A 19,187-nucleotide genomic window follows, 5' to 3' on the forward strand; every position below is an offset into this window, starting at 1 on the left:
GTGCGATCAGGGGCCGGTGGCGACCGGACGGTCGGGGTCGGCGGACCACTGGGACCAGGAGCCCGGCCACAGTGCCGCCTCGATGCCCGCCTCGGCGAGCGCGGCGATCTCGTGGGCGGCGGTGACGCCCGACCCGCAGTAGACCGCGACCGGCCGACCGGGCTCGACACCCAGCCGGGCGAACCGGTCGGTGAGTACAGCGGCTGTAGCGAACCGGCCGTCGCTGCTCAGGTTGTCGGTGGTCGGCGCAATCACCGCACCGGGCACGTGGCCGGCGCGCGGGTCGACCGGCTCCACCTCGCCGCGGAACCGCTCGCCTGCCCGGGCGTCGAGCAGGACGCCGCCGGCGCCCGGCAGAGCGGCCGCCTCGTCCGCGGTGAGCACCGGCATCCCGCCACCGGTCAGCGTGATGTCGCCGGGGTCGGGCACGACGTCGCCGATCTCCAGCCGGTCGGTCCAGGCGGCGAGCCCGCCGTCCAGGATCGAGACGTCGGCGAGGCCGCCCCAGCGCAGCAGCCACCAGGCCCGGGCGGCGGCCAGGCCACCGGAGGCGTCGTAGACGACGACCGGCGACCCGGCCGAGATGCCCCAGCGCCGGGCGGCCGACTGCAGCGCCTGTAACGATGGCAGCGGGTGCCGCCCCTCGGCCGTGGAGGGACCCGCCGACAGCTCGGTGGGCAGGTCGACGAACACCGCGCCCGGCAGGTGCCCGGCCAGGTACTGCTCGCGACCGTCGCTGCGCCCCAGCTGCCAGCGGACGTCGAGCAGGACGGCGTCCGGCGGCAGCTGGTCGGCCGGGGTCAGCACCGTCACCGGGCGGCCTCCAGCTCGGCGGTCAGGGCGGCGAGCGCGTCCGCCCGGCCGCCGTAACGGGCCGGGGTGCTCTGCAGCACGGCGACCCGCCACCGGCCGCCGTCCTCGACGGCGGTGAGCACGTGCACGGTGTGCAGCGCCGGGTCGACCGCGTCGGCACCCGGCGGCACCATCCCGGCCACCGCGTGCAGCACCGCGACGTTGTCGGTGAGCTTGCGCACCGAGCGGACGACGCCGACGAAGGCCGGCGTCTGGTGCTCGCTGAACATCCGGCGCATGTCGGCGGCGATGCTCAGCCGGCCGCTGCGCAGCGTGCCGTCGAAGTCGATGATCTCGCCGTCGTCGGCGAACACCGAGGACACCGAGACACCGCTGCGCTGGTTCCACCCGGCGAGGAAGCGGGCGTAGAGGGCCCGGATCTGGGTGTCCTGCGGATGGCCTGCGCTCAAGGGACTGCTCCTGCGGCGTGGTGCGAGTGGGTCAGGAGTGACGGTAGTGCGCGCCACCGCGAGCCCGCCGACCCCGCGCCGTCGCTCAGCCGACCTGGACCGTGCGTTCGTCGGGCGCCGGGGCGAACTGGGTGCGGTAGAGGTCGGCGTAGTGACCACCGGCCGCCAGCAGCTCCTCGTGGGTGCCGCGCTCGACGATCCGGCCGTCGTCGACCACCAGGATCTGGTCGGCCCCGCGGATGGTGGACAGCCGGTGGGCGATGACCAGCGACGTCCGGCCGGCCAGGGCGGCGTCCAGCGCGTGCTGCACCGCCACCTCCGACTCGCTGTCCAGGTGCGCGGTCGCCTCGTCCAGGATCACGATGCCCGGCGCCTTGAGCAGCACCCGGGCGATCGCCAGCCGCTGCTTCTCCCCGCCCGACATCCGGTACCCGCGGTCGCCGACGACGGTGTCCAGCCCGTCGGGCAGCGAGTGCACCAGCGCGGCGATCCGCGCCCCGGTGAGCGCCGACCACACCTCCTCCTCGGTCGCGTCGGGCTTGGCGTACCGCAGGTTCGCCCCGATCGTGTCGTGGAAGAGGTGCGAGTCCTGGCTGACGACGCCGATGGCGTCCCGCAGCGACGCACTGGTGGCCTGCCGGACGTCGACCCCGCCGACCCGCACCGCGCCGCCGGTGACGTCGTAGAGCCGGGACACCAGCGCCGCGATCGTCGACTTCCCCGCCCCCGAGGTGCCCACCAGCGCGACCAGCTGGCCGGGCTCGGCGCGGAAGGAGACCTCGTGCAGCACCTCGGCCGGCGCGCCGTGCTCGGGGACGGCGACGTCCTCCAGCGAGGCCAGCGACACGTCCGCGGCGGCCGGGTAGCGGAAGGAGACCGCGTCGAACTCGATCGACCGGTCCTCGGCCGGCACCGGGACGGCGTCGGGCGCCTCGGCGATCATCGGCTGCAGGTCGAGCACCTCGAAGACCCGGTCGAAGCTGACCAGGGCGCTCATCACGTCGACCCGCACGTTGGCCAGCGCGGTCAGCGGCCCGTAGAGCCGGGTCAGCAGCAGCGCGAGGGCGACCACGTCGCCGGCCGACAGCGACCCGGTGAAGGCCAGCCACCCGCCGAGGCCGTAGACCAGTGCGGTGGCCAGGGCCGCGACGAGGGTGAGGGCGGTGAAGAAGGCGCGGCCGTACATGGCCGACAGCACGCCGATGTCGCGCACCCGGGCGGCCCGGCCGCGGAAGGACTCCGCCTCGGCCTCGGGCCGGCCGAACAGCTTCACCAGCAGCGCACCCGCCACGTTGAACCGCTCGGTCATCGTGGCGTTCATCGACGCGTTCAGCCCGTAGGACTCCCGGGTGATCGACTGCAGGCGCTTCCCGACCCGCTGGGCCGGCACCACGAACAGCGGCACCATGGCGACCGAGAGCAGGGTGATCTGCCAGGACAGCGTGAGCATCACCCCGGCGGTGAGCACCAGGGCGATCACGTTGGAGACGACACCGGACAGCGTCGAGGTGAACGCCCGCTGCGCGCCGATCACGTCGTTGTTCAGCCGGCTGACCAGCGCGCCGGTCTGGGTGCGGGTGAAGAAGGCCACCGGCATCTGCTGCACGTGGCCGAACACCCGGGCCCGCAGGTCGTAGATGACGCCCTCGCCGATCTTCGCCGAGTACCAGCGCTGGGCTAGTGAGCTGGCGGCGTCGAGCACGGCCAGGCCGGCGATGAACAGCGCGATCCGGACGATGCCGCCGGCGGTGCCCTCCAGCCCGGCGATCCGGTTGACGATGTCCCCGGCCAGCAGCGGCGTGACCACCCCGATCACCGAGGAGAAGACCACCAGCGACAGGAAGCCGGTGAGCTCACGCCGGTAGGGCCCGGCGATGCCGAGGATCCGGCGCACCGTGCCCTTGGGGATCTCCCGGGCGGTGACCGAGGAGTCGCGGCTGAACGACCGCATCGCGGCCATGGAGGTCATCGAGCCGTCCACCGGCTCACCACCTTCCCGCAGTCCGCGCCGTCACGGCGTGCAGAACCCGGGGGCGGCGGGGGTTGTTCCTCAGCGGTCGGCGAGCGCGGCCAGCCGGCGCACCTGGGCCGCCCGCTCGGCGGCGTCCTGCACGTCGGGGCCGTTGCGCACGGCCGAGCGGAGCAGCGCCAGGGTCTCCCTGCTGGCGTCGGCGTCCGGGCCGAGCAGTGCCGCGGTCAGGTCAGCGACCGTGGCGTCCAGCTGGTCGGCCGGGACGGCGACGTTGGCCAGCCCGGTCGACACCGCCTCGGCCGCACCCACCGCCCGGCCGGTCAGGCAGATCTCCACCGCCCGGCTGTAGCCGACCAGCTGGACCAGGGTGCTGGTGCCGGTCAGGTCGGGCACCAGGCCCAGCGTCGTCTCCGGCAGCCGTAGCTGCGCGTCCTCGGTGAACACCCGCAGGTCGCAGGCGAGGGCCAGCTGCGCGCCGGCGCCGATCGCGTGGCCCTGGACGGCGGCGACCGAGACGATCCCCGGCGACCGGAGCCAGCGGAACCCGGCCTGGTAGCCGCGGATGCGCTCCTGGGCGAGCTCGGGGGGCAGCGCACCGAGCTGCCCGAGCCCGCCGTCGACCCCGGGTTCGGTGCTGAACAGCGTGCGGTCCAGGCCGGCGGAGAACGCCCGGCCCTCCCCCCGCACCACGACGACCCGTACGCCGGCGTCCAGCGACTCACCGACCGCGCGGAGCGCCGCCCAGGTCGCCGGCGTCTGCGCGTTGAGCTGGTCGGCCCGATCGAGGGTGACGGTGAGGACGGCGCCGTCCCGCGCCGTCCTCACCCACCCGTCGTACTGGTCGGTCACGCAGACTTCTTGGCGTTCCGGTTCGCTCCACCCCGCCCGCGCAGCGTGGCACCCGACTCCGACAGCAGACGGTGGACGAACCCGTAGGAGCGGTTGGTCGAGGTGGCCAGCGAGCGGATGCTCTCGCCGTTGTCGTACCGCTCCCGCAGTTCGCCTGCCAACGACGACCGGTCGTCACCGGTGATCCGCTTGCCCTTGCTCAGGTCCGCAGTGCTCGAGTCGGCCATGACTCCCCTCCGTGTCAGGGGTCCCACCGACTGTCGCCGACGGTTGCCCGCTGATCCCCCGGCGCCGCTGTCCCGGTGACCTCGGCGTCCTGCTGGCCATGATCACCCAGGTTCCGGGGCGCGGCCACCGCAACTCGGACGTGCGCGGCCGATCGGGGGATCAGGCGAGCGAGACGAGGTCGGCGAAGTCGGCGCTCCAGGTGTCCTCGGTGCCGTCGGGCAGGATGATCACCTTGTCCGGGTCGAGGGCGGTGACCGCCCCCTCGTCGTGGGTGACCAGCACGATCGCGCCCTGGTAGGTGCGCAGCGCCTCGAGCACCTGTTCCCGGCTGGCCGGGTCGAGGTTGTTGGTCGGCTCGTCGAGCAGCAGCACGTTCGCCCCGGAGATGACCAGCGTGGCCATCGCCAGCCGGGTGCGCTCACCGCCGGAGAGGGTGCCGGTGCGCTGGTCGACGGTCTCCCCGGAGAAGAGGAACGCGCCCAGGATCCGGCGCAGCTCGGTGTCGGTGCTGTCCGGGGCCGCCGAGCGCATGTTCTCCAGCAGCGAGCGGTCCATGTCCAGCGTCTCGTGCTCCTGGGCGTAGTAGCCCACCCGCAGCCCGTGCCCGGCCTTCACCTCACCGGTGTCCGGGGTCTCGGTGCCGGCGAGCATCCGCAGCAGCGTCGTCTTGCCCGCGCCGTTGAACCCCAGGACGACGACCCGGGTGCCCTTGTCGATGGCCAGGTCGACGCCGGTGAAGATCTCCAGCGACCCGTAGCTCTTGGACAGCCCCTCCGCGGTGAGCGGGGTGCGGCCGCACGGCGCCGGGGTCGGGAAGCGGAGCTTGGCGACCTTGTCCTGCACCCGGACGTCGGCCAGGCCCGCGGCCAGCCGCTGCGCCCGCTTGTCCATGCTCTGCGCGGCCTTGGCCTTGGTGGCCTTGGCGCGCATCTTGTCGGCCTGCGCGGTGAGGGCGTCGATCTTCTTCTCGGCGTTGGCCCGCTCGGAGCGACGGCGGCGCTCGTCGGTCTCCCGGGCGTCCAGGTACCGCTTCCAGCCGAGGTTGTAGACGTCGACGGTGGCCCGGTTGGCGTCCAGGTGCCACACCTTGTTGACCACGGCCTCCAGCAGCTCGACGTCGTGGCTGATCACGATCAGCCCGGCGCGGTGGCTGGAGAGGAAGCCCCGCAGCCACGTGATCGAGTCGGCGTCCAGGTGGTTGGTGGGCTCGTCGAGCAGCAGGGTGTCGGCGTCGGAGAAGAGGATCCGGGCGAGCTCGACGCGGCGGCGCTGGCCACCGGAGAGGGTGCGCAGCGGCTGCTGCAGCACCCGGTCGGGCAGACCGAGGTTGGTGCAGATCCGGGCGGCGTCGCTCTCCGCGGCGTACCCACCGAGCGCGGCGAACTGGTCCTCCAGCCGGCCGTACTGCCGCACGGCGCGGTCCATCGCGGCGTCGTCGGCCGGCTCGGCCATCGCGACCTGGGCCTTGGTGAGCTGCGCCTTGAGGACGTCGAGCCCGCGGCCGGACAGCACCCGGTCGCTGGCGGTGATGTCGAGGTCGCCGCTGCGCGGGTCCTGCGGCAGGTAGCCGAGCTCGCCGCTCACCTCGACCTTGCCGGCGTGCGGCACGCGCTCGCCGGCCAGGGTGGTGAGGGTGGTGGTCTTGCCGGCACCGTTGCGCCCGACCAGCCCGATGCGGTCACCGGGCTGGACCCGCAGATCGGCGTCGCTGATGAGGATCCGGGAGCCGGCGCGCAGTTCGAGGCCGGTCGTCGTGATCACTGGTCCCAGGATAGGCGCTCGACGGCGATCCTCCGACCCCTTTCCCGGGTGACCTCCACGTCATCCCCCCGCCGCCCCGGTCATCGCCGCCCATCCCGCGGGCGTCCGCCCCCGCCCGTAGCGTGACGGGGAGCAACCGCCAGCCGGGAGGAGGACCACCGTGCCGACACCCGAGGTCGACTACCCGCCGCCGCTGGGCCGCCCGGTGCAGCCACCCCCGGCACCGGCGGAGACCGGTGTCCCGGACGTGGCGCCCCAGCAGGTGCTGCTCGGTGCCGGCGTGGTCGCGGTGGTCGCTGCCGGTGCCGCGTCGCTGACCGACGCGGGCTCCACGGCGGGCCTGCTGGTGGTGACCCTGCTGACCACCGCCGCCACCGCCGCGTCGCTCCGCGCCGCCCGCCGTGGCCTGCGCAGCAGTGAGGAGGCGCTCGCCTCGGCCGCCGTGGTGCTGGCCGCAGTGGGCGCCTGGTCGGCCGGCGACGGCGGTGCGTCCGCGGTGCTGCTCGCCCTGCTGGCCCCGGTGTTCACCGTGCTCGCGCTGATCGCGCGCACCACCCTGACCTGGCCGGTCGCCGCCTGGGGCGCCCTGCAGTGCGCGGTGCTCAGCGGCCTGACCGGCTCGGGCCTGTCGCTGTCCCCGCACGCTGCCGTCGTGCTCGGCACCGCCGTCGTGGGCTTGGCGGTCACCCTCGCCGTCCGCCGGGCCGCGGCCCCGGTGGCCCTGGTGACCACCGCCGCCTGGTGGACGACCGGCGTCGTGGAGGGCGCCGCCCTGGTCTGGACGACGGAGTCGACGGGCGCCGCCCTGCTCGACGGTTCGCTGATGCTGCTCGCCGCGGGCGGGCTGCTGGCCCTGCGACTGCGCCGGCAGCTGCGGCCGCTGCTCGGTCACCGGGCCGTGGTCCCGGTGCTGGCCGGCGCGGTGGCCGGCGCGGCGGTGTCCGGGGTGCTGCAGACCGCGGGGCCGGTGGGCGTGATGACCAGCGGCTACCTGGGGCTGGCGCTGGCCACGGTGGTCGGCACGGTGGCCTCCCCCGCGCCCACCGCTCTCCTCCGCCCGGCCGGGCTGACCACCGCAGCGGTGCTCACCGGCCTCGCCGTCGTCCAGCTCTTCGGCACGGGGCACTGGTCGGCGCTGGCGGCGCTGCTCGCGGCGGCGGCCGTCCCGGCGGTGGTGGTGGCCGCCCGGCAGCCGGCCGACCGGCCCGGCGCGCTGCCGGTCGCGGTGGTCTGCCTCGCCGCGGCGGTGCTGTTCGCCGAGGCCGACGGCGCGCTCTTCCCCGGGTGGGCCGGTCCGCTGCTCGTCCTGCTCTGCGTGCTCGCCGTGGCCGGGGCCACCGCGTTGCGCCGGCACCGCACCGAGGTGCCCCTGGTGTGGACCGCGGCGGCCGTTGCCGGACCCGGGCTCGCGCACCTCGCGCAGACCGGCGATGCCTCCGGGCTCGCCGCGGGCCTGGCCGTGGTGGGCGCGGCGTTCCTCGGCCACGGCACCGTCACCGGCCGGGCGCCGTCCCGCGCCGGCGGGTGCGTGGCCCTGGTGCTGGCGGCCTGGCTGGCCGCCGGGTCCGCCGGGGCCGAGGTGCCGGAGGCCTACACCCTGCCGACCGCGGTCGTGCTGTGGCTGTACTCAGGACGCCGGCTGGCCACCGGCGCCTCCTGGCCGGCCTGGGGTCCGGGGCTGGTCGTCGCCTTCGCCCCGTCGACCTGGCTCGCCGCCACCGAGCCCGAGCTCACCCGGCTGGTGCTGCTGCTCGTCGCCGCCACGGCGGTCGCCACCGCCGGCGCCCGCTGGGAGGTGCAGGCACCGCTCGTGGTCGGGGCCGTCGCCCTCGCCGCGGCCGCCGTCGGCCGGCTCACCGTGTACCTCCCGCTGCCCGGTCTGCTCGCGGTGGCCACCGCGGGGATCGTCCTGCTGCTGGTCGGCGCGGTCTACGAGGAGCGGCGCGAGCGAGCCCGGGCCGCCTTCGCCCGCGTCGCCGACCTGCGCTGATCCGCGGTCGTTGCAGTCGCTGTACCGGCCGGCGGGCGCCTCGTCGGAACCCGCCGGCCGGTGGTCAGCGACCGGTCCAGGCCGCCCGCTGGCGGGAGGTGAACGACGCCACGCCCGCGGCGAAGTCCGCGGAGCCGTAGACCCGGTCCAGCACGTCGGCGGCGTCGACCGCGCCGGCCGACGCGTGCAGCCGGCGCAGGGTCTCCTTCGCCGCCCACTGGGTCAGCGGTGCGTTCGCCAGCAGCCGCTCGACGAGCTCGGCCGTGGCGCCGGTGACGTCCTCGGTCACCCGGGACACGAAGCCCGCGGCGCGCGCCTCCTCGACGTCCAGCAGCCGCGCGGACATCAGCATGTCCACCGTCCGGGCGTGCCCGAAGTGCCGCACGGTGAGCGCGAAGCTCGCCGCGGACAGCGTGTTCCCCAGCGTCCGGGCGATCGGGTAGCCGAACGTCGCGGTCGGGTGGGCGACCCGGATGTCGGCGGCCGCGGCGATGGCCAGCCCCCCGCCGATGCAGAACCCGTCGATCGCCGCGACCACCGGCACGGTCACGGCCAGCAGGCGGCCGATCGTCGCGTCGATCTCGGCCTCGTAGGCGACCCCCCGCGGCCCGTCGAAGCCGGCGAACTGGGCGATGTCGGTGCCCGCGACGAACGCCTTGCCGCCCGCGCCGCGCAGCACCACCACCCGGACGGCGTCGTCGGCATCGGCCCGCTCGCAGGCCTCGACCAGCCCCTGGTACATCCCGAAGGTCATCGCGTTGCGCTGCGCCGGCCGGTCGAAGGTGACCGACAGCACCGGGCCGTCGACCTCGATGTGCAGGTCCTCGCTCACTGCGCGCCCCCGATCGCCGGCTGGGCCGGGGACGACCCCAGCGGTGGCCCGGCGTTCCCCCGCCGGGTCGGCGTCCGGGAGAACCGCATAGGCGACCCCAGCTGGCGCACCGGCCCCACGGTCGGGTGGTCGGCATCCCAGAGGAAGTCGCGGGCGGTGAGCGCCTCGTCGGTGAAGACCTCGTCGTAGGTCTGGATGGGGGCGCAGGGCACCCCCGCCTCCTGCAGGACGGCGATCACCTCGCCGCTGGTGCGCGTCGAGGTGACCGCCTCGATCGCCTCGATCAGCTCCGGCCGGTGCTGCATGCGGGCGCTGTTGTCGGCGAACCGCGGGTCCTCGACGAGCTCGTCGAGCCCGAGCGCGGTGCAGAACCGCTGCCACAGGTTGGGGGTGTTGGCCCCGATCGTGACGTAGCCGTCGGCGGTGACCACCGCCTGGTAGGGCGCCTGCGACTGGTGCGCCGCACCCTGCCGCTCGGGCACCGTCCCGTCGCCGAAGTACCGGCCGGCCTCCCAGACGGCCAGTGAGACACCGGACTCGAACAGCGAGACGTCCAGGTGCTGGCCGCGCCCGGAGCGGTCCCGCTCGCGCAGCGCCGCGGTCACCCCGAGCGCGACGTACAGCGCGCTGACCAGGTCGCAGACCGGCACGCCCACCTTGGCCGGGCCGGAGTCCGGGAAGCCGGTGATGCTCATCAGCCCCGACCTCGCCTGGGCCATGATGTCCAGCCCGGGCTGCTGGGCCAGCGGGCCGTCCTGCCCCCACCCGGACGCCGACGCGTAGACCAGCCGCGGGTGGTCGGCGGCCAGGTCCTCGTAGCCCAGGCCCAGCCGGCGCATGGCCCCGGGGCGCAGGTTCTCCACCAGGACGTCGGCCTGCCCGATCAGCTCGAGGAAGGCCGCCCGGCCCTGCTCGGACTTGAGGTCCAGCTCGACGGACTCCTTGTTCCGGTTCAGCCGCAGGAACGGCGAGCTCTCGCCGTTCACGAACGGCGCGTTCCCCCGGACGAAGTCACCGGTGCCGGGGGTCTCCACCTTGATCACCCGCGCGCCGAGGTCGGCCAGGTGCATGGTCGCCCAGGGAGCGGCGATGAACGCGCCCACCTCCACCACGGTGACTCCGGCCAGGGGTGGCTCAGCGGGCTCGGACGGAGCCGGTGCGAGCTCGGTCATCGTCTCTCCTCCTGTGGTGCGTGTCGGTCGTGCGGGGGCCGCGGGCAGCCCCCGGCGCACGGGCCCACCGGGTCGGGTGGGACGGATCAGGTACGGCAGGTCAGGTCCAGCAGACCAGAGATCAGAGCACCAGGCTCAGCAGGAGCACGACGCCGAGACCCACCACCGAGGCCACCGTGGTCGAGGTACCGACCACCTTCACCGCCCCCTTGGTCGTCTGGCCGAGCAGGTTCTTGGCCATCCAGAAGAAGTTGCTGTGCACCGTCATCAGGAACAGCGAACCGGAGGCCGCGGCCAGCGCGATGAGCACCGGGTCGATGCCGGCGCCCGCGGCCACCGGGCCGAGGATGCCGGCGGCGGTGATCGCCGCGACGCTGACCGAGCCGATCGCCACGTGCAGCACGACGGCGATCAGCCACGCCAGCAGGATCGGCGGGCCGGCACTGCTCTCGAAGAACTCACCGAGCACGTCGCCCAGCCCGGTCGCCCGGACGAGCCCGGCCAGCGAGCCGCCCAGCCCGGTGAGCAGCAGCACCTCACCGAGGTTGCTGAACGAGCGGTCCAGCGCCCGCTTGACGCCGGACTGGCCGCGGTAGACCTGGGTGAGCGCGACGGCGGCGAAGGAACCGATGAGCAGCGCGATCGTCGGCTCGGAGAGGAAGGCCAGCAGCGCGTTCTCGACGCCGAACACGTCGCTGAGCGACCCGGCGGCGATCAGCACCAACGAGACGGCGACCGGCGACACGGCCAGCGCGATCGGGGCGCGGCGCTGCCCGGTCTCCGTGTCGGCCGGCGCGGTGGCCACGGCGGCGCGGCCATGCGCCGTCCCGCCCTGCGCCGCCCCGCCGGCTGGCGTGACGCCGGTACCGGCAGTGTCCGCGTCGTCCCCTGCGGCGCCGATGCCGTCCAGCCGGTCGAAGGTCTCCCGGTCCTCGTCGGTGGCCGCGTCCCAGAAGCGGGTGCGGTCGACCAGCAGGTGCACGATCGCGATGGTCACCACGATGGTGACCACACCGGCCACCGTGCCGAAGAGCAGGTAGCGCCACAGCGGGATGTCGATGACGCCGGCCAGCGCCAGCGACCCGACGCTGGGGATCATCATCGTCAGCCCCACGAGGATGCCGGTGACCAGCGCGGACGCGATCCGCGGGATGCCCTTCGGGCCGATCTCCCGGGCCATGCCGCGGGCGATCGGCGCGGTCACCACGAGCATGACGTCGGCGAAGATCGCCTGCAGCGCGGTGCCCACGGTGACGCCGAGTGCGTACGGCGACCGCCGGGGGCCGAACATGCGCAGCAGGCCGCGGACGATCCGGTCGATCACCCCGAGCTCGGACATCGTCGTCCCCAGCGTGATGCCGAAGGCGATGAGCAGGCCGATCTCGGCGAGGATCTCGCCGAAGCCGGTGCTCAGCGTGGTGACCGTGCCGTCCAGCCCGAGGCCCGAGGCGATGCCGAGGTAGAGGATGCCGCCCAGCAGGGCGTACACCGGGTGCACCTTCAGCGCGACGATCAGGACGATGACGCCCACGATCGTGATGGCGGTGTGCAGCAGCAGGATGCCGTCGCTCATGAACAGGGACCATTCTGTCGAGCGCGTCGCCTCGTCGATGGTGCGCGCGGTGTGGTCGGACCTCAGTGGTCCGACCACACCGTAGCGGACGCTGTGACCCAGCTGACAACCAGGCCGTGTCCGCCGTCACGTGTCGGTCGTCACCCCACGAGGACGACGTCCAGCGTGCGCGGGCCGTGCACGCCCTCCACCCGGTCCAGCTCGATGTCGCTGGTCGCGCTCGGCCCGCTGATGACCGTCAGCGGGCGTACCGGGTCCAGCGCGGCGAACGCCTGGGGCACCGTGTCGACCAGCTGGCCGACGGTCAGGACGCACACGTGGTGGTCGGGCACCAGGGTCACCGCGCGGCGGCCCTGCCCCGGCCCGGCGTCCAGCACGACCGAGCCGGTCACGGCGATGCCCAGCCGGCCGAGGGTGACCACGGTGTGCACCCGGTCGAGCTCGGCGACCGCCAGCGGCGCGTCGGGTGAGTCCACCCGGACGTCCCCGGACGGGCGCAGGTGCGCCGGCAGGTCGTGCGGCACGACCGCCGGCCGCCCGGCGACCAGCCGGTCCACCAGCGCGGACAGCTCGGCCTCGGTCGTGCCGGCCGGCACCCGGTGCACGGTCGCCGCGTACTCCTCCACCGCGGCGACGAACCGGTCGGCGTCGGCCGGTCCGGTCAGCGGCGCGCGCTCGTAGGCCCGGGGGACGGCGACCGGCGCCGGGTCCGGGCCCACCGCGCGGCGGACCGCGGCCAGCACCTCCTCGCGGGCGCTCACCGCCCCTCCCCCGCGCCGGGCCGCCGCCGCCACAGCTGCCGGAACGTGCGGCTGGGCAGCGCCGGCAGGTCGCGGCTGCGGGTCCAGACCGAGCCCGGCCAGGGCAGCCGCCGGAAGCCCCGCCGGCGCCAGGCCAGCAGCCGGCCGCCGCTGATCAGCCGGGACCACCGCCGGGCGTCGGTCATCGCCCACGCGGCCGCCGCCATGGCGACGTCCTGGCCGCTGGGCACCGTGCGGTCCGCCTCGGCCGCCTCGACCGCGTCGGCCCGCAGCTTCACCAGCATGGTGGGGATGTCGATCCGCACCGGACAGGCGTCGAAGCACGCGCCGCACAGCGTGGAGGCGAACGGCAGGGTCGAGTTCGGGTCCTTGCCCCCGGTCATCCCGGTGAGCTGCGGGGAGAGCACCGCCCCGATGGGGCCGGGGTACACCGAGCCGTAGGCGTGCCCGCCGACCCGCTCGTACACGGGGCAGACGTTGAGGCACGCGCTGCAGCGGATGCAGTGCAGCGCCGACCTGCCCTCGGGGTCGGCGAGCACCCGGCTGCGGCCGTTGTCCAGCAGCACCAGGTGGAATTCCTGGGGGCCGTCACCCGGGGTCACCCCGGTCCACAGCGAGGTGTAGGGGTTCATCCGCTCGGCGGTGGAGCTGCGCGGCAGCAGCTGCATGAACACCTCGAGGTCGCCGAACGTCGGCACCACCTTCTCGATGCCCATCACCGTGATCAGCGTCCGCGGCAGGGTCAGGCACATCCGGCCGTTGCCCTCGGACTCCACCACGGCGAGCGTGCCGGTGTCCGCGCAGGCGAAGTTGGCGCCGCTGATCGCCACCCCCGCCTCCAGGAAGCGCCGGCGCAGGTAGGCGCGGGCGGCCATCGCCAGCTCCCGGGGGTCGTCCCCGAGGTCGGCGGGGGCCCCGGGCATCGACTCCCGGAAGACGTCCCGGATCTCCGCCCGGTTCTTGTGGATCGCCGGCACCAGGATGTGGCTGGGCCGGTCACCGGCCAGCTGCACGATCAGCTCGGCCAGGTCGGTCTCCAGCGCCGCGATGCCCTCGGCCTCCAGGTGCTCGTTGAGGCCGATCTCCTGGGTGGCCATCGACTTGACCTTCACCACCTCGGTCGCGCCGGCGGCGCGCACCAGGTCGGTCACGATCCGGTTGGCCTCCTCGCCGTCCCGCGCCCAGTGGACGACGCCACCGCGCGCGGCGACCGCGGCCTCCAGCTGCTCGAGCAGCTGGGGCAGGCGGGCCATCGTGTCGGCCTTGAGCGCTGAGCCGGCCAGTCGGAGCTGCTCCCAGTCGTCGAGCTCGGCGACGGCGGCCAGCCGCTTGGTGCGGATGGTGCCGGTCGCGTGCGCGAGGTTGCGCCGCAGCTGGTCGTCGGCCAGACCGGCGGCGGCCGCCGCCGGGAAGGGCCGGTCGCCGCGGACCGCGCCGGTGGCGGTCGGCATGCCGAGGAACGTGCTCATCGGGCACCCGCCCCCACCGCGTCGAGGACCAGGGGCGCCTCGCGGGTCGCGGCCAGGACCTCGGCCAGGTGCCGGGTGCCGATGCCGGTCTGCAGCCGGCTCAGCCCGCCCCCGATGTGCATCAGGCAGGAGGAGTCGCCGGCGGCGCACACCTGCGCGCCGGTGCTGGTGACCGCGGCCACCTTGTCGGCGAGCATCGCGGCCGAGGTCCCCTCGTTCTTGAGCGCGAAGGTGCCACCGAAGCCGCAGCAGACGTCGGCCTGCGGCAGCTCGACCAGGTCGATGTCGGCCACCGCCCGCAACAGCTGCAGCGGCTTGTCGCCCACCCGCAGCATCCGCAGCGAGTGGCAGGTCGGGTGGTAGGTGACCCGGTGCGGGAACCACGCGCCGACGTCGGTGACCCCGAGGACGTCGACCAGCAGCTCGGACAGCTCGAACGTGCGGGCGGCCAGCAGCTCCGCCCGGGCGGCCGTGGCGGAGTCGCCCTGCCGGCGCGCCGCGGCGGCGTGCTGGTGGCGGACCGACCCGACGCAGGACCCGGACGGCGCGACCACCGCGTCGCACTCCTCGAGGACCTGCTCGAAGGCGTCGACGTGGTGTCGCACCACCTGGGCGCCGAGGCGCCAGTAGCCGGTGTTGAGGTGCATCTGGCCGCAGCAGGTCTGCTCCGGCGGGACCACCACCTCGTGCCCCAGCCGGGTCAGCAGGGTGGCCGTCGCGGTGGCGACGCGCGGGACGACGGCGTCGGCCAGGCAGGTGGTGAACAGGGCGATGCGCATCCGGCCTCCGAACGAGCGGGTGTGGTCCGACCACGGTACCTCCTTGTGGTCCGACCACAGCGGAGCCTGGGTCGTGGCGGGCGCTCGTAAGCTGCGGGGATGCGCACCACCGAGACCGTGCTCCAGCACATCGAGGCGCAGCTGCAGGACCGCTCGCTCACCGTCGGCATGCGGCTGCCCGGAGAGCGGGCACTGGCCGAGCAGCTGGGTGTCTCGCGTGGCTCGGTGCGCGAGGCCCTGCAGGTGCTGGCCGCGATGGGCGTGGTGCGGCGGGCCGTGGGGTCGGGCGCGGACTCCGGCGCGGTGCTCATCGCCGAGCCGCTCGCCCCGCTGAGCTCCGCGCTGCGCCTGCACGTGGCCACCCAGGCGTTCCCGGTGAGCGAGGTCGTCGAGACCCGGGTGCTGCTCGAGTCCTGGGCCGTCGCGGGAGCCGCTCGGGCCGGCCGCCCCCTCGACGGGCTCGTGGCGCTGCTCGACCGGATGGACGACCCCTCGCTGGACGTCCGCGACTTCCTCCGGCTGGACGCCCAGCTGCACGTCGCGATGGCCGAGCTGTCCGGCAACGCCCTGGTCGGTGCCATCATGGCGTCGCTGCGGTCGTCGATCGAGACCTACGTGCAGGGGTCGGTCCCGCACGTGGCGGACTGGCCGGCGCTGCTGGACACCCTGCGTGCCGAGCACCGTGCCGTGGTGGCCGCCATCGCGGCCGGCGACCCGGCGCTCGCCTCGGACCGGGTGTCCCAGCACATCCGGGACTTCTACGTCGTCTCCGGCCTGCACCTGGACGACCCGCCACCGGACCGGGCGGTCTGAGCCCCGGTCAGCCGACGACGACCTCGGCGCCCACCGGGCGCCAGCCGGCTGTCAGGAACGACCGCAGCGACGCGGTGTTGGCCGGGGCGACCTGCGCCCACAGCGGCTCGCCGCCGGGCACGAGTGCCGGGGCGGCCGCCGCCAGCGCGGTGCCCAGACCCCGGCCACGGCCGGCCGGCTGGACCTCCACGCCGGCCTCCCAGCGGCCGCAGACACCCCGCCCGAGGACCAGCAGGGCGGTCCCGTCGGGCGTCGTCCAGACCCGGACGTCGGTGCGGTGGGCCAGCGCCCGCCGCACCCGCGGGTGCTCTCCCGGCCCGGTCCCGACCAGCTCCAGTCCCGGGGCGGCCGGCGCGGGCGGGGCGACCAGCAGGGCGTCGAGCACGCCGGGCTCGCCGCCGACCCGGTCGGCGAGCGTGGACAGGAAGCGCGCTCCGAGAGGCGCCTCGATCGGCTGGTGCGCCACCTGCGCGGCCACCCAGGCCGGGTCGACGTCGGCGGCGACCACGTGCCAGCCGGTCCCACCCACGACGAGTGCCCGCACCCGCCGTCCGTCGAGGAGGGCAGGTGCGGGCACCGTGGTCACGCTGGCGTCGGCCGGCGGGGTCTCCCCCACGGCCAACCGGCTCAGGAGTTGAAGGACCTCGTCGCCCCCCACGCCTCGCAAGCTCGGCGCGGGCCCCTGCGACGAGGCCACTACACCCGGAAGCCGAGGGCCCGCAGCTGCTCGCGGCCGTCGTCGGTGATCTTGTCCGGGCCCCACGGCGGCATCCAGACCCAGTTGATCCGGATGTCGTCGACCAGGCCGGGGCCGGGGCCGCCGGTGAGGGCCTGGCGGGCCTGGTCCTCGATCACGTCGGTCAGCGGGCAGGCCGCCGAGGTCAGCGTCATGTCGATGATCGCCACGTTGGCCTCGGTGTCGACGTCCAGGCCGTAGACCAGGCCGAGGTCGACGACGTTGACGCCGAGCTCGGGGTCGACGACGTCGCGCATCGCCTCCTCGACGTCCTCGAGCAGGGCCGACTTGCCGCCGAAGATGCCGGCGTCCGGGGTCGTCGTCTCAGGGGTGCTCTCGCTCATGCGGTCTCTCCCGTCGGGGTGGCGGACAGCGCGCGGGCGCTCGCGTCCTTCAACGCCATCCAGCTCATCAGTGCGCACTTGACCCGTGCCGGGTACTTGGAGACGCCGGCGAACGCCACGGCGTCCTCCAGCTCGTCCTCGAGCTGCTCGGCCACGGCCGCGTCGCCCTTGCTCTGCATCAGCGTCATGAACTGCTCGCCGGTCTGCAGCGCGTCGGTGACGCTCCTGCCGAGCACCAGGTCGTACATCGCCGACACCGAGGCCTGGCTGATCGAGCAGCCCATCCCCTCGTAGGAGACATCAGACAAGATCGACTCGCCGGCCGCGTCGGTCTCGAGGTGCACCCGCAGGGTCACCTCGTCACCGCACGTCGGGTTGACGTGGTGCACCTCGGCCTCGAACGGGTCGCGGAGTCCGCGACCGTGGGGGTTCCGGTAGTGGTCCAGGATGATGTCCTGGTACATCGACTGCAGCTGCATCAGTTCGTCGCTCCCTCGCTGTCAGAGGGTGCAACGCCGAAGAAGCGCTGGGCTTCCCGCACGCCGTCGACGAGCGCGTCGACGTCGTCGTAGCCGGTGTGCACGTAGAACGTGGCCCGCGTGGTGGCCGGGACGCCGTAGCGGCGCACCACCGGCCAGGCGCAGTGGTGCCCGACCCGGACGGCGATGCCCAGGTCGTCGAGCACCTGACCGACGTCGTGCGGGTGGATGCCCTCGACGGTGAAGCTGATCGCCCCGCCGCGCGCCACCGTGTCCGGCGGGCCGATCACGGTCACGCCGGGGATCGCCTGCAGCTGCTCGAGGGCGTAGGCGGTGAGCGCCTCCTCGTGGGCCAGCACGTTGTCCATGCCCAGCCGCTGCAGGTACTCCACGGCCGCGCCGAGCCCGATCACCTGCGCGGTCATCGGGACGCCGGCCTCGAAGCGCTGCGGCGGGGGCATGAAGGTGCTGCGCTCCATCCGCACGACCTCGATCATCGAGCCGCCGGTGAGGAACGGCGGCAGCGCGTCGAGCACCTCGTACCGGCCCCACAGCACGCCGACCCCGGTGGGCCCGAGCATCTTGTGCCCGGAGAACACCAGGAAGTCCGCGCCCAGCGTGGTGACGTCGACCGGCTGGTGCGGCACCGACTGCGCGCCGTCGACCAGCACCAGGGCGCCGACCTCCCGGGCCCGGGCGGTGATCTCGCCCAGCGGGTTGATCGTGCCCAGGATGTTCGACTGCTGGGTCACCGCGACGAGCTTGGTGCGCTCGTTGACCACGGTCGCCAGGTCGGACAGGTCCAGCCGGCCGTCGTCGGTGAGCCCGAGCCAGCGCAGGGTCGCACCCGTCCGCTCGCACAGCTGCTGCCAGGGCAGCAGGTTGGCGTGGTGCTCCATCTCGGTCACGACGATCTCGTCGCCCTGACCGACGGCGTACCGGCGGAACTCCGGCTCCTTGGCCGTCGCCGCGTTGCTCAGCGCGTAGGCGACCAGGTTGATCGCCTCGGTGCTGTTGCGGGTGAAGACGACCTCGTTCTCCGGCGCCCCGATGAACGCGCCGATGGTGGCCCGGGCCGACTCGTAGGCGGCGGTGGCCTCCTCGGCGAGCTGGTGGGCACCGCGGTGCGGGGCGGCGTTGTAGTTCTCGTAGAAGTACCGCTCGGCGTCCAGGACGCTGGTCGGCTTCTGCGAGGTGGCACCGGAGTCGAGGTAGACCAGCCGACGCCCGTCCCGCACGGTGCGGGACAGGATCGGGAAGTCCGCCCGGATCGCCTCGACGTCCAGCGGCAGGACAGGCGCCCCGGCAGGACGCGAGACGGTCGCGGTCATGCCTGCTGCGCCTCCGCTGCGGCCTGCTCGTTGGAGTCCTTGACGTAGGCGGCGTAGCCCTCGTCCTCGAGCTTCTGCGCGAGCTCCGGGCCACCCTCGTCGACGACCCGGCCGGCGACGAAGACGTGCACGAAGTCCGGCTTGATGTACTTGAGGATCCGCGTGTAGTGCGTGATCAGCAGGACGCCGACCGGGCTCTCGGCCTTGGCCCGGTTGACGCCCTCGGAGACGATCCGCAGCGCGTCGACGTCCAGGCCGGAGTCGGTCTCGTCGAGGATCGCGACCTTGGGCTTGAGCAGGCGCATCTGCAGGATCTCGTGGCGCTTCTTCTCACCGCCGGAGAAGCCCTCGTTGACGTTGCGCTCGGCGAAGGCGGCGTCCATCTCCAGGGCCGTCATCTCGGTGCGCACGTCCTTGACCCAGGTGCGCAGCTTCGGCGCCTCGCCGGTCACCGCGGTGGCCGCGGTGCGCAGGAAGTTCGACACCGACACACCGGGCACCTCGACCGGGTACTGCATGGCCAGGAACATGCCGGCGCGGGCGCGCTCGTCGACGGTCATCGCGAGGACGTCCTCGCCGTCGAGGGTCACCGTGCCGCCGGTGATCGTGTACTTCGGGTGCCCGGCGATCGAGTAGGCCAGGGTCGACTTGCCCGACCCGTTGGGGCCCATGATCGCGTGGGTCTCGCCGCCGCGGACGGTCAGGTCGACGCCGCGGAGGATCTCCTTGGCCTCGGCACCCTCGCCGACGGTCACGTGCAGGTCGCGGATCTCCAGCACGCTGCCGGCCTGCAGGCCGGTGGCGGTCGGGGTCGCGGTGGGGCTGGTCACGATGTC

At 74.1% G+C, this 19,187-nt stretch carries 19 protein-coding genes; 2 read left to right on the top strand and 17 right to left on the bottom strand.

Features of this window, described 5'->3' with window-relative positions:
- Window positions 1-6 precede the first annotated feature (6 nt).
- From Q1A09_RS03135 to Q1A09_RS03160, 6 genes are all read right to left on the bottom strand, one after another.
- Window positions 7-813 (bottom strand): sulfurtransferase, encoded by an 807-nt coding sequence (locus Q1A09_RS03135; protein ID WP_299951957.1) that lies wholly within the window; start codon window positions 811-813, stop codon window positions 7-9.
- Window positions 810-1,262, bottom strand: coding sequence for an SgcJ/EcaC family oxidoreductase (locus Q1A09_RS03140; protein ID WP_299951959.1), 453 nt, complete (start codon window positions 1,260-1,262; stop codon window positions 810-812). Before Q1A09_RS03140 ends, Q1A09_RS03135 begins: the two co-directional genes overlap by 4 nt.
- 85 nt (window positions 1,263-1,347) lie before the next feature.
- A complete protein-coding gene (locus Q1A09_RS03145) occupies window positions 1,348-3,243 on the bottom strand; it encodes an ABC transporter ATP-binding protein (protein WP_299951961.1) in 1,896 nt (631 codons plus the stop codon).
- A gap of 69 nt (window positions 3,244-3,312) precedes the next feature.
- Complete coding sequence (locus Q1A09_RS03150) at window positions 3,313-4,083, bottom strand: enoyl-CoA hydratase/isomerase family protein (RefSeq protein ID WP_299951963.1); 771 nt, start codon at window positions 4,081-4,083, stop codon at window positions 3,313-3,315.
- Window positions 4,080-4,310: a helix-turn-helix domain-containing protein gene (locus Q1A09_RS03155; RefSeq protein ID WP_299951964.1), complete on the bottom strand. Its 231-nt coding sequence runs from the start codon at window positions 4,308-4,310 to the stop codon at window positions 4,080-4,082. Before Q1A09_RS03155 ends, Q1A09_RS03150 begins: the two co-directional genes overlap by 4 nt.
- Window positions 4,311-4,470: 160 nt before the next feature.
- Window positions 4,471-6,072, bottom strand: coding sequence for an ABC-F family ATP-binding cassette domain-containing protein (locus tag Q1A09_RS03160; RefSeq protein ID WP_299951966.1), 1,602 nt, complete (start codon window positions 6,070-6,072; stop codon window positions 4,471-4,473).
- Between the two features lie 160 nt (window positions 6,073-6,232).
- Here Q1A09_RS03160 and Q1A09_RS03165 point away from each other — a divergent pair, with 160 nt between their 5' ends.
- A complete protein-coding gene (locus tag Q1A09_RS03165) occupies window positions 6,233-8,062 on the top strand; it encodes an SCO7613 C-terminal domain-containing membrane protein (RefSeq protein ID WP_299951968.1) in 1,830 nt (609 codons plus the stop codon).
- A 64-nt stretch (window positions 8,063-8,126) separates the two neighbouring features.
- Here Q1A09_RS03165 and Q1A09_RS03170 read toward each other — a convergent pair whose 3' ends face one another.
- The 6 genes from Q1A09_RS03170 to Q1A09_RS03195 form a co-directional block, all read right to left on the bottom strand.
- The gene (locus tag Q1A09_RS03170; RefSeq protein ID WP_299951970.1) at window positions 8,127-8,894 is read right to left on the bottom strand and encodes an enoyl-CoA hydratase; all 768 of its coding nucleotides are present in this window, start codon (window positions 8,892-8,894) and stop codon (window positions 8,127-8,129) included.
- On the bottom strand, window positions 8,891-10,066 hold the full coding sequence (locus tag Q1A09_RS03175) for a CaiB/BaiF CoA-transferase family protein (protein ID WP_299951972.1): 1,176 nt from the start codon (window positions 10,064-10,066) through the stop codon (window positions 8,891-8,893). The genes Q1A09_RS03170 and Q1A09_RS03175 overlap by 4 nt, the downstream gene beginning before the upstream one ends.
- Window positions 10,067-10,187: 121 nt before the next feature.
- The gene (locus Q1A09_RS03180) at window positions 10,188-11,639 is read right to left on the bottom strand and encodes a GntP family permease (RefSeq protein WP_299951974.1); all 1,452 of its coding nucleotides are present in this window, start codon (window positions 11,637-11,639) and stop codon (window positions 10,188-10,190) included.
- A 140-nt stretch (window positions 11,640-11,779) separates the two neighbouring features.
- A complete protein-coding gene (locus tag Q1A09_RS03185; RefSeq protein ID WP_299951976.1) occupies window positions 11,780-12,400 on the bottom strand; it encodes an LUD domain-containing protein in 621 nt (206 codons plus the stop codon).
- Window positions 12,397-13,869, bottom strand: a complete 1,473-nt coding sequence (locus tag Q1A09_RS03190; RefSeq protein WP_299951977.1) for a lactate utilization protein B — start codon at window positions 13,867-13,869, stop codon at window positions 12,397-12,399. Before Q1A09_RS03190 ends, Q1A09_RS03185 begins: the two co-directional genes overlap by 4 nt.
- A complete protein-coding gene (locus Q1A09_RS03195) occupies window positions 13,866-14,648 on the bottom strand; it encodes a (Fe-S)-binding protein (RefSeq protein ID WP_299951979.1) in 783 nt (260 codons plus the stop codon). The genes Q1A09_RS03190 and Q1A09_RS03195 overlap by 4 nt, the downstream gene beginning before the upstream one ends.
- A 99-nt stretch (window positions 14,649-14,747) precedes the next feature.
- Between Q1A09_RS03195 and Q1A09_RS03200 the strand changes: the two genes are divergently transcribed.
- The gene (locus Q1A09_RS03200; protein WP_299951981.1) at window positions 14,748-15,461 is read left to right on the top strand and encodes a FadR/GntR family transcriptional regulator; all 714 of its coding nucleotides are present in this window, start codon (window positions 14,748-14,750) and stop codon (window positions 15,459-15,461) included.
- A gap of 7 nt (window positions 15,462-15,468) precedes the next feature.
- Here the strand turns inward: Q1A09_RS03200 and Q1A09_RS03205 are convergent, their stop codons facing one another.
- From Q1A09_RS03205 to sufC, 5 genes are all read right to left on the bottom strand, one after another.
- Window positions 15,469-16,038: a hypothetical protein gene (locus Q1A09_RS03205; protein ID WP_299951983.1), complete on the bottom strand. Its 570-nt coding sequence runs from the start codon at window positions 16,036-16,038 to the stop codon at window positions 15,469-15,471.
- A gap of 119 nt (window positions 16,039-16,157) precedes the next feature.
- Window positions 16,158-16,541, bottom strand: coding sequence for a metal-sulfur cluster assembly factor (locus Q1A09_RS03210; protein WP_299951985.1), 384 nt, complete (start codon window positions 16,539-16,541; stop codon window positions 16,158-16,160).
- Window positions 16,538-17,020, bottom strand: a complete 483-nt coding sequence (gene sufU / locus Q1A09_RS03215; RefSeq protein WP_299951987.1) for a Fe-S cluster assembly sulfur transfer protein SufU — start codon at window positions 17,018-17,020, stop codon at window positions 16,538-16,540. The genes Q1A09_RS03210 and sufU overlap by 4 nt, the downstream gene beginning before the upstream one ends.
- Complete coding sequence (locus tag Q1A09_RS03220) at window positions 17,020-18,351, bottom strand: cysteine desulfurase (RefSeq protein ID WP_299951989.1); 1,332 nt, start codon at window positions 18,349-18,351, stop codon at window positions 17,020-17,022. Before Q1A09_RS03220 ends, sufU begins: the two co-directional genes overlap by 1 nt.
- Window positions 18,348-19,181: a Fe-S cluster assembly ATPase SufC gene (gene sufC / locus Q1A09_RS03225; RefSeq protein ID WP_299951991.1), complete on the bottom strand. Its 834-nt coding sequence runs from the start codon at window positions 19,179-19,181 to the stop codon at window positions 18,348-18,350. Before sufC ends, Q1A09_RS03220 begins: the two co-directional genes overlap by 4 nt.
- Window positions 19,182-19,187 lie beyond the last annotated feature (6 nt).

This window comes from uncultured Modestobacter sp. (genome assembly GCF_947486615.1).
In the GTDB taxonomy this organism is placed as follows: domain Bacteria; phylum Actinomycetota; class Actinomycetes; order Mycobacteriales; family Geodermatophilaceae; genus Modestobacter.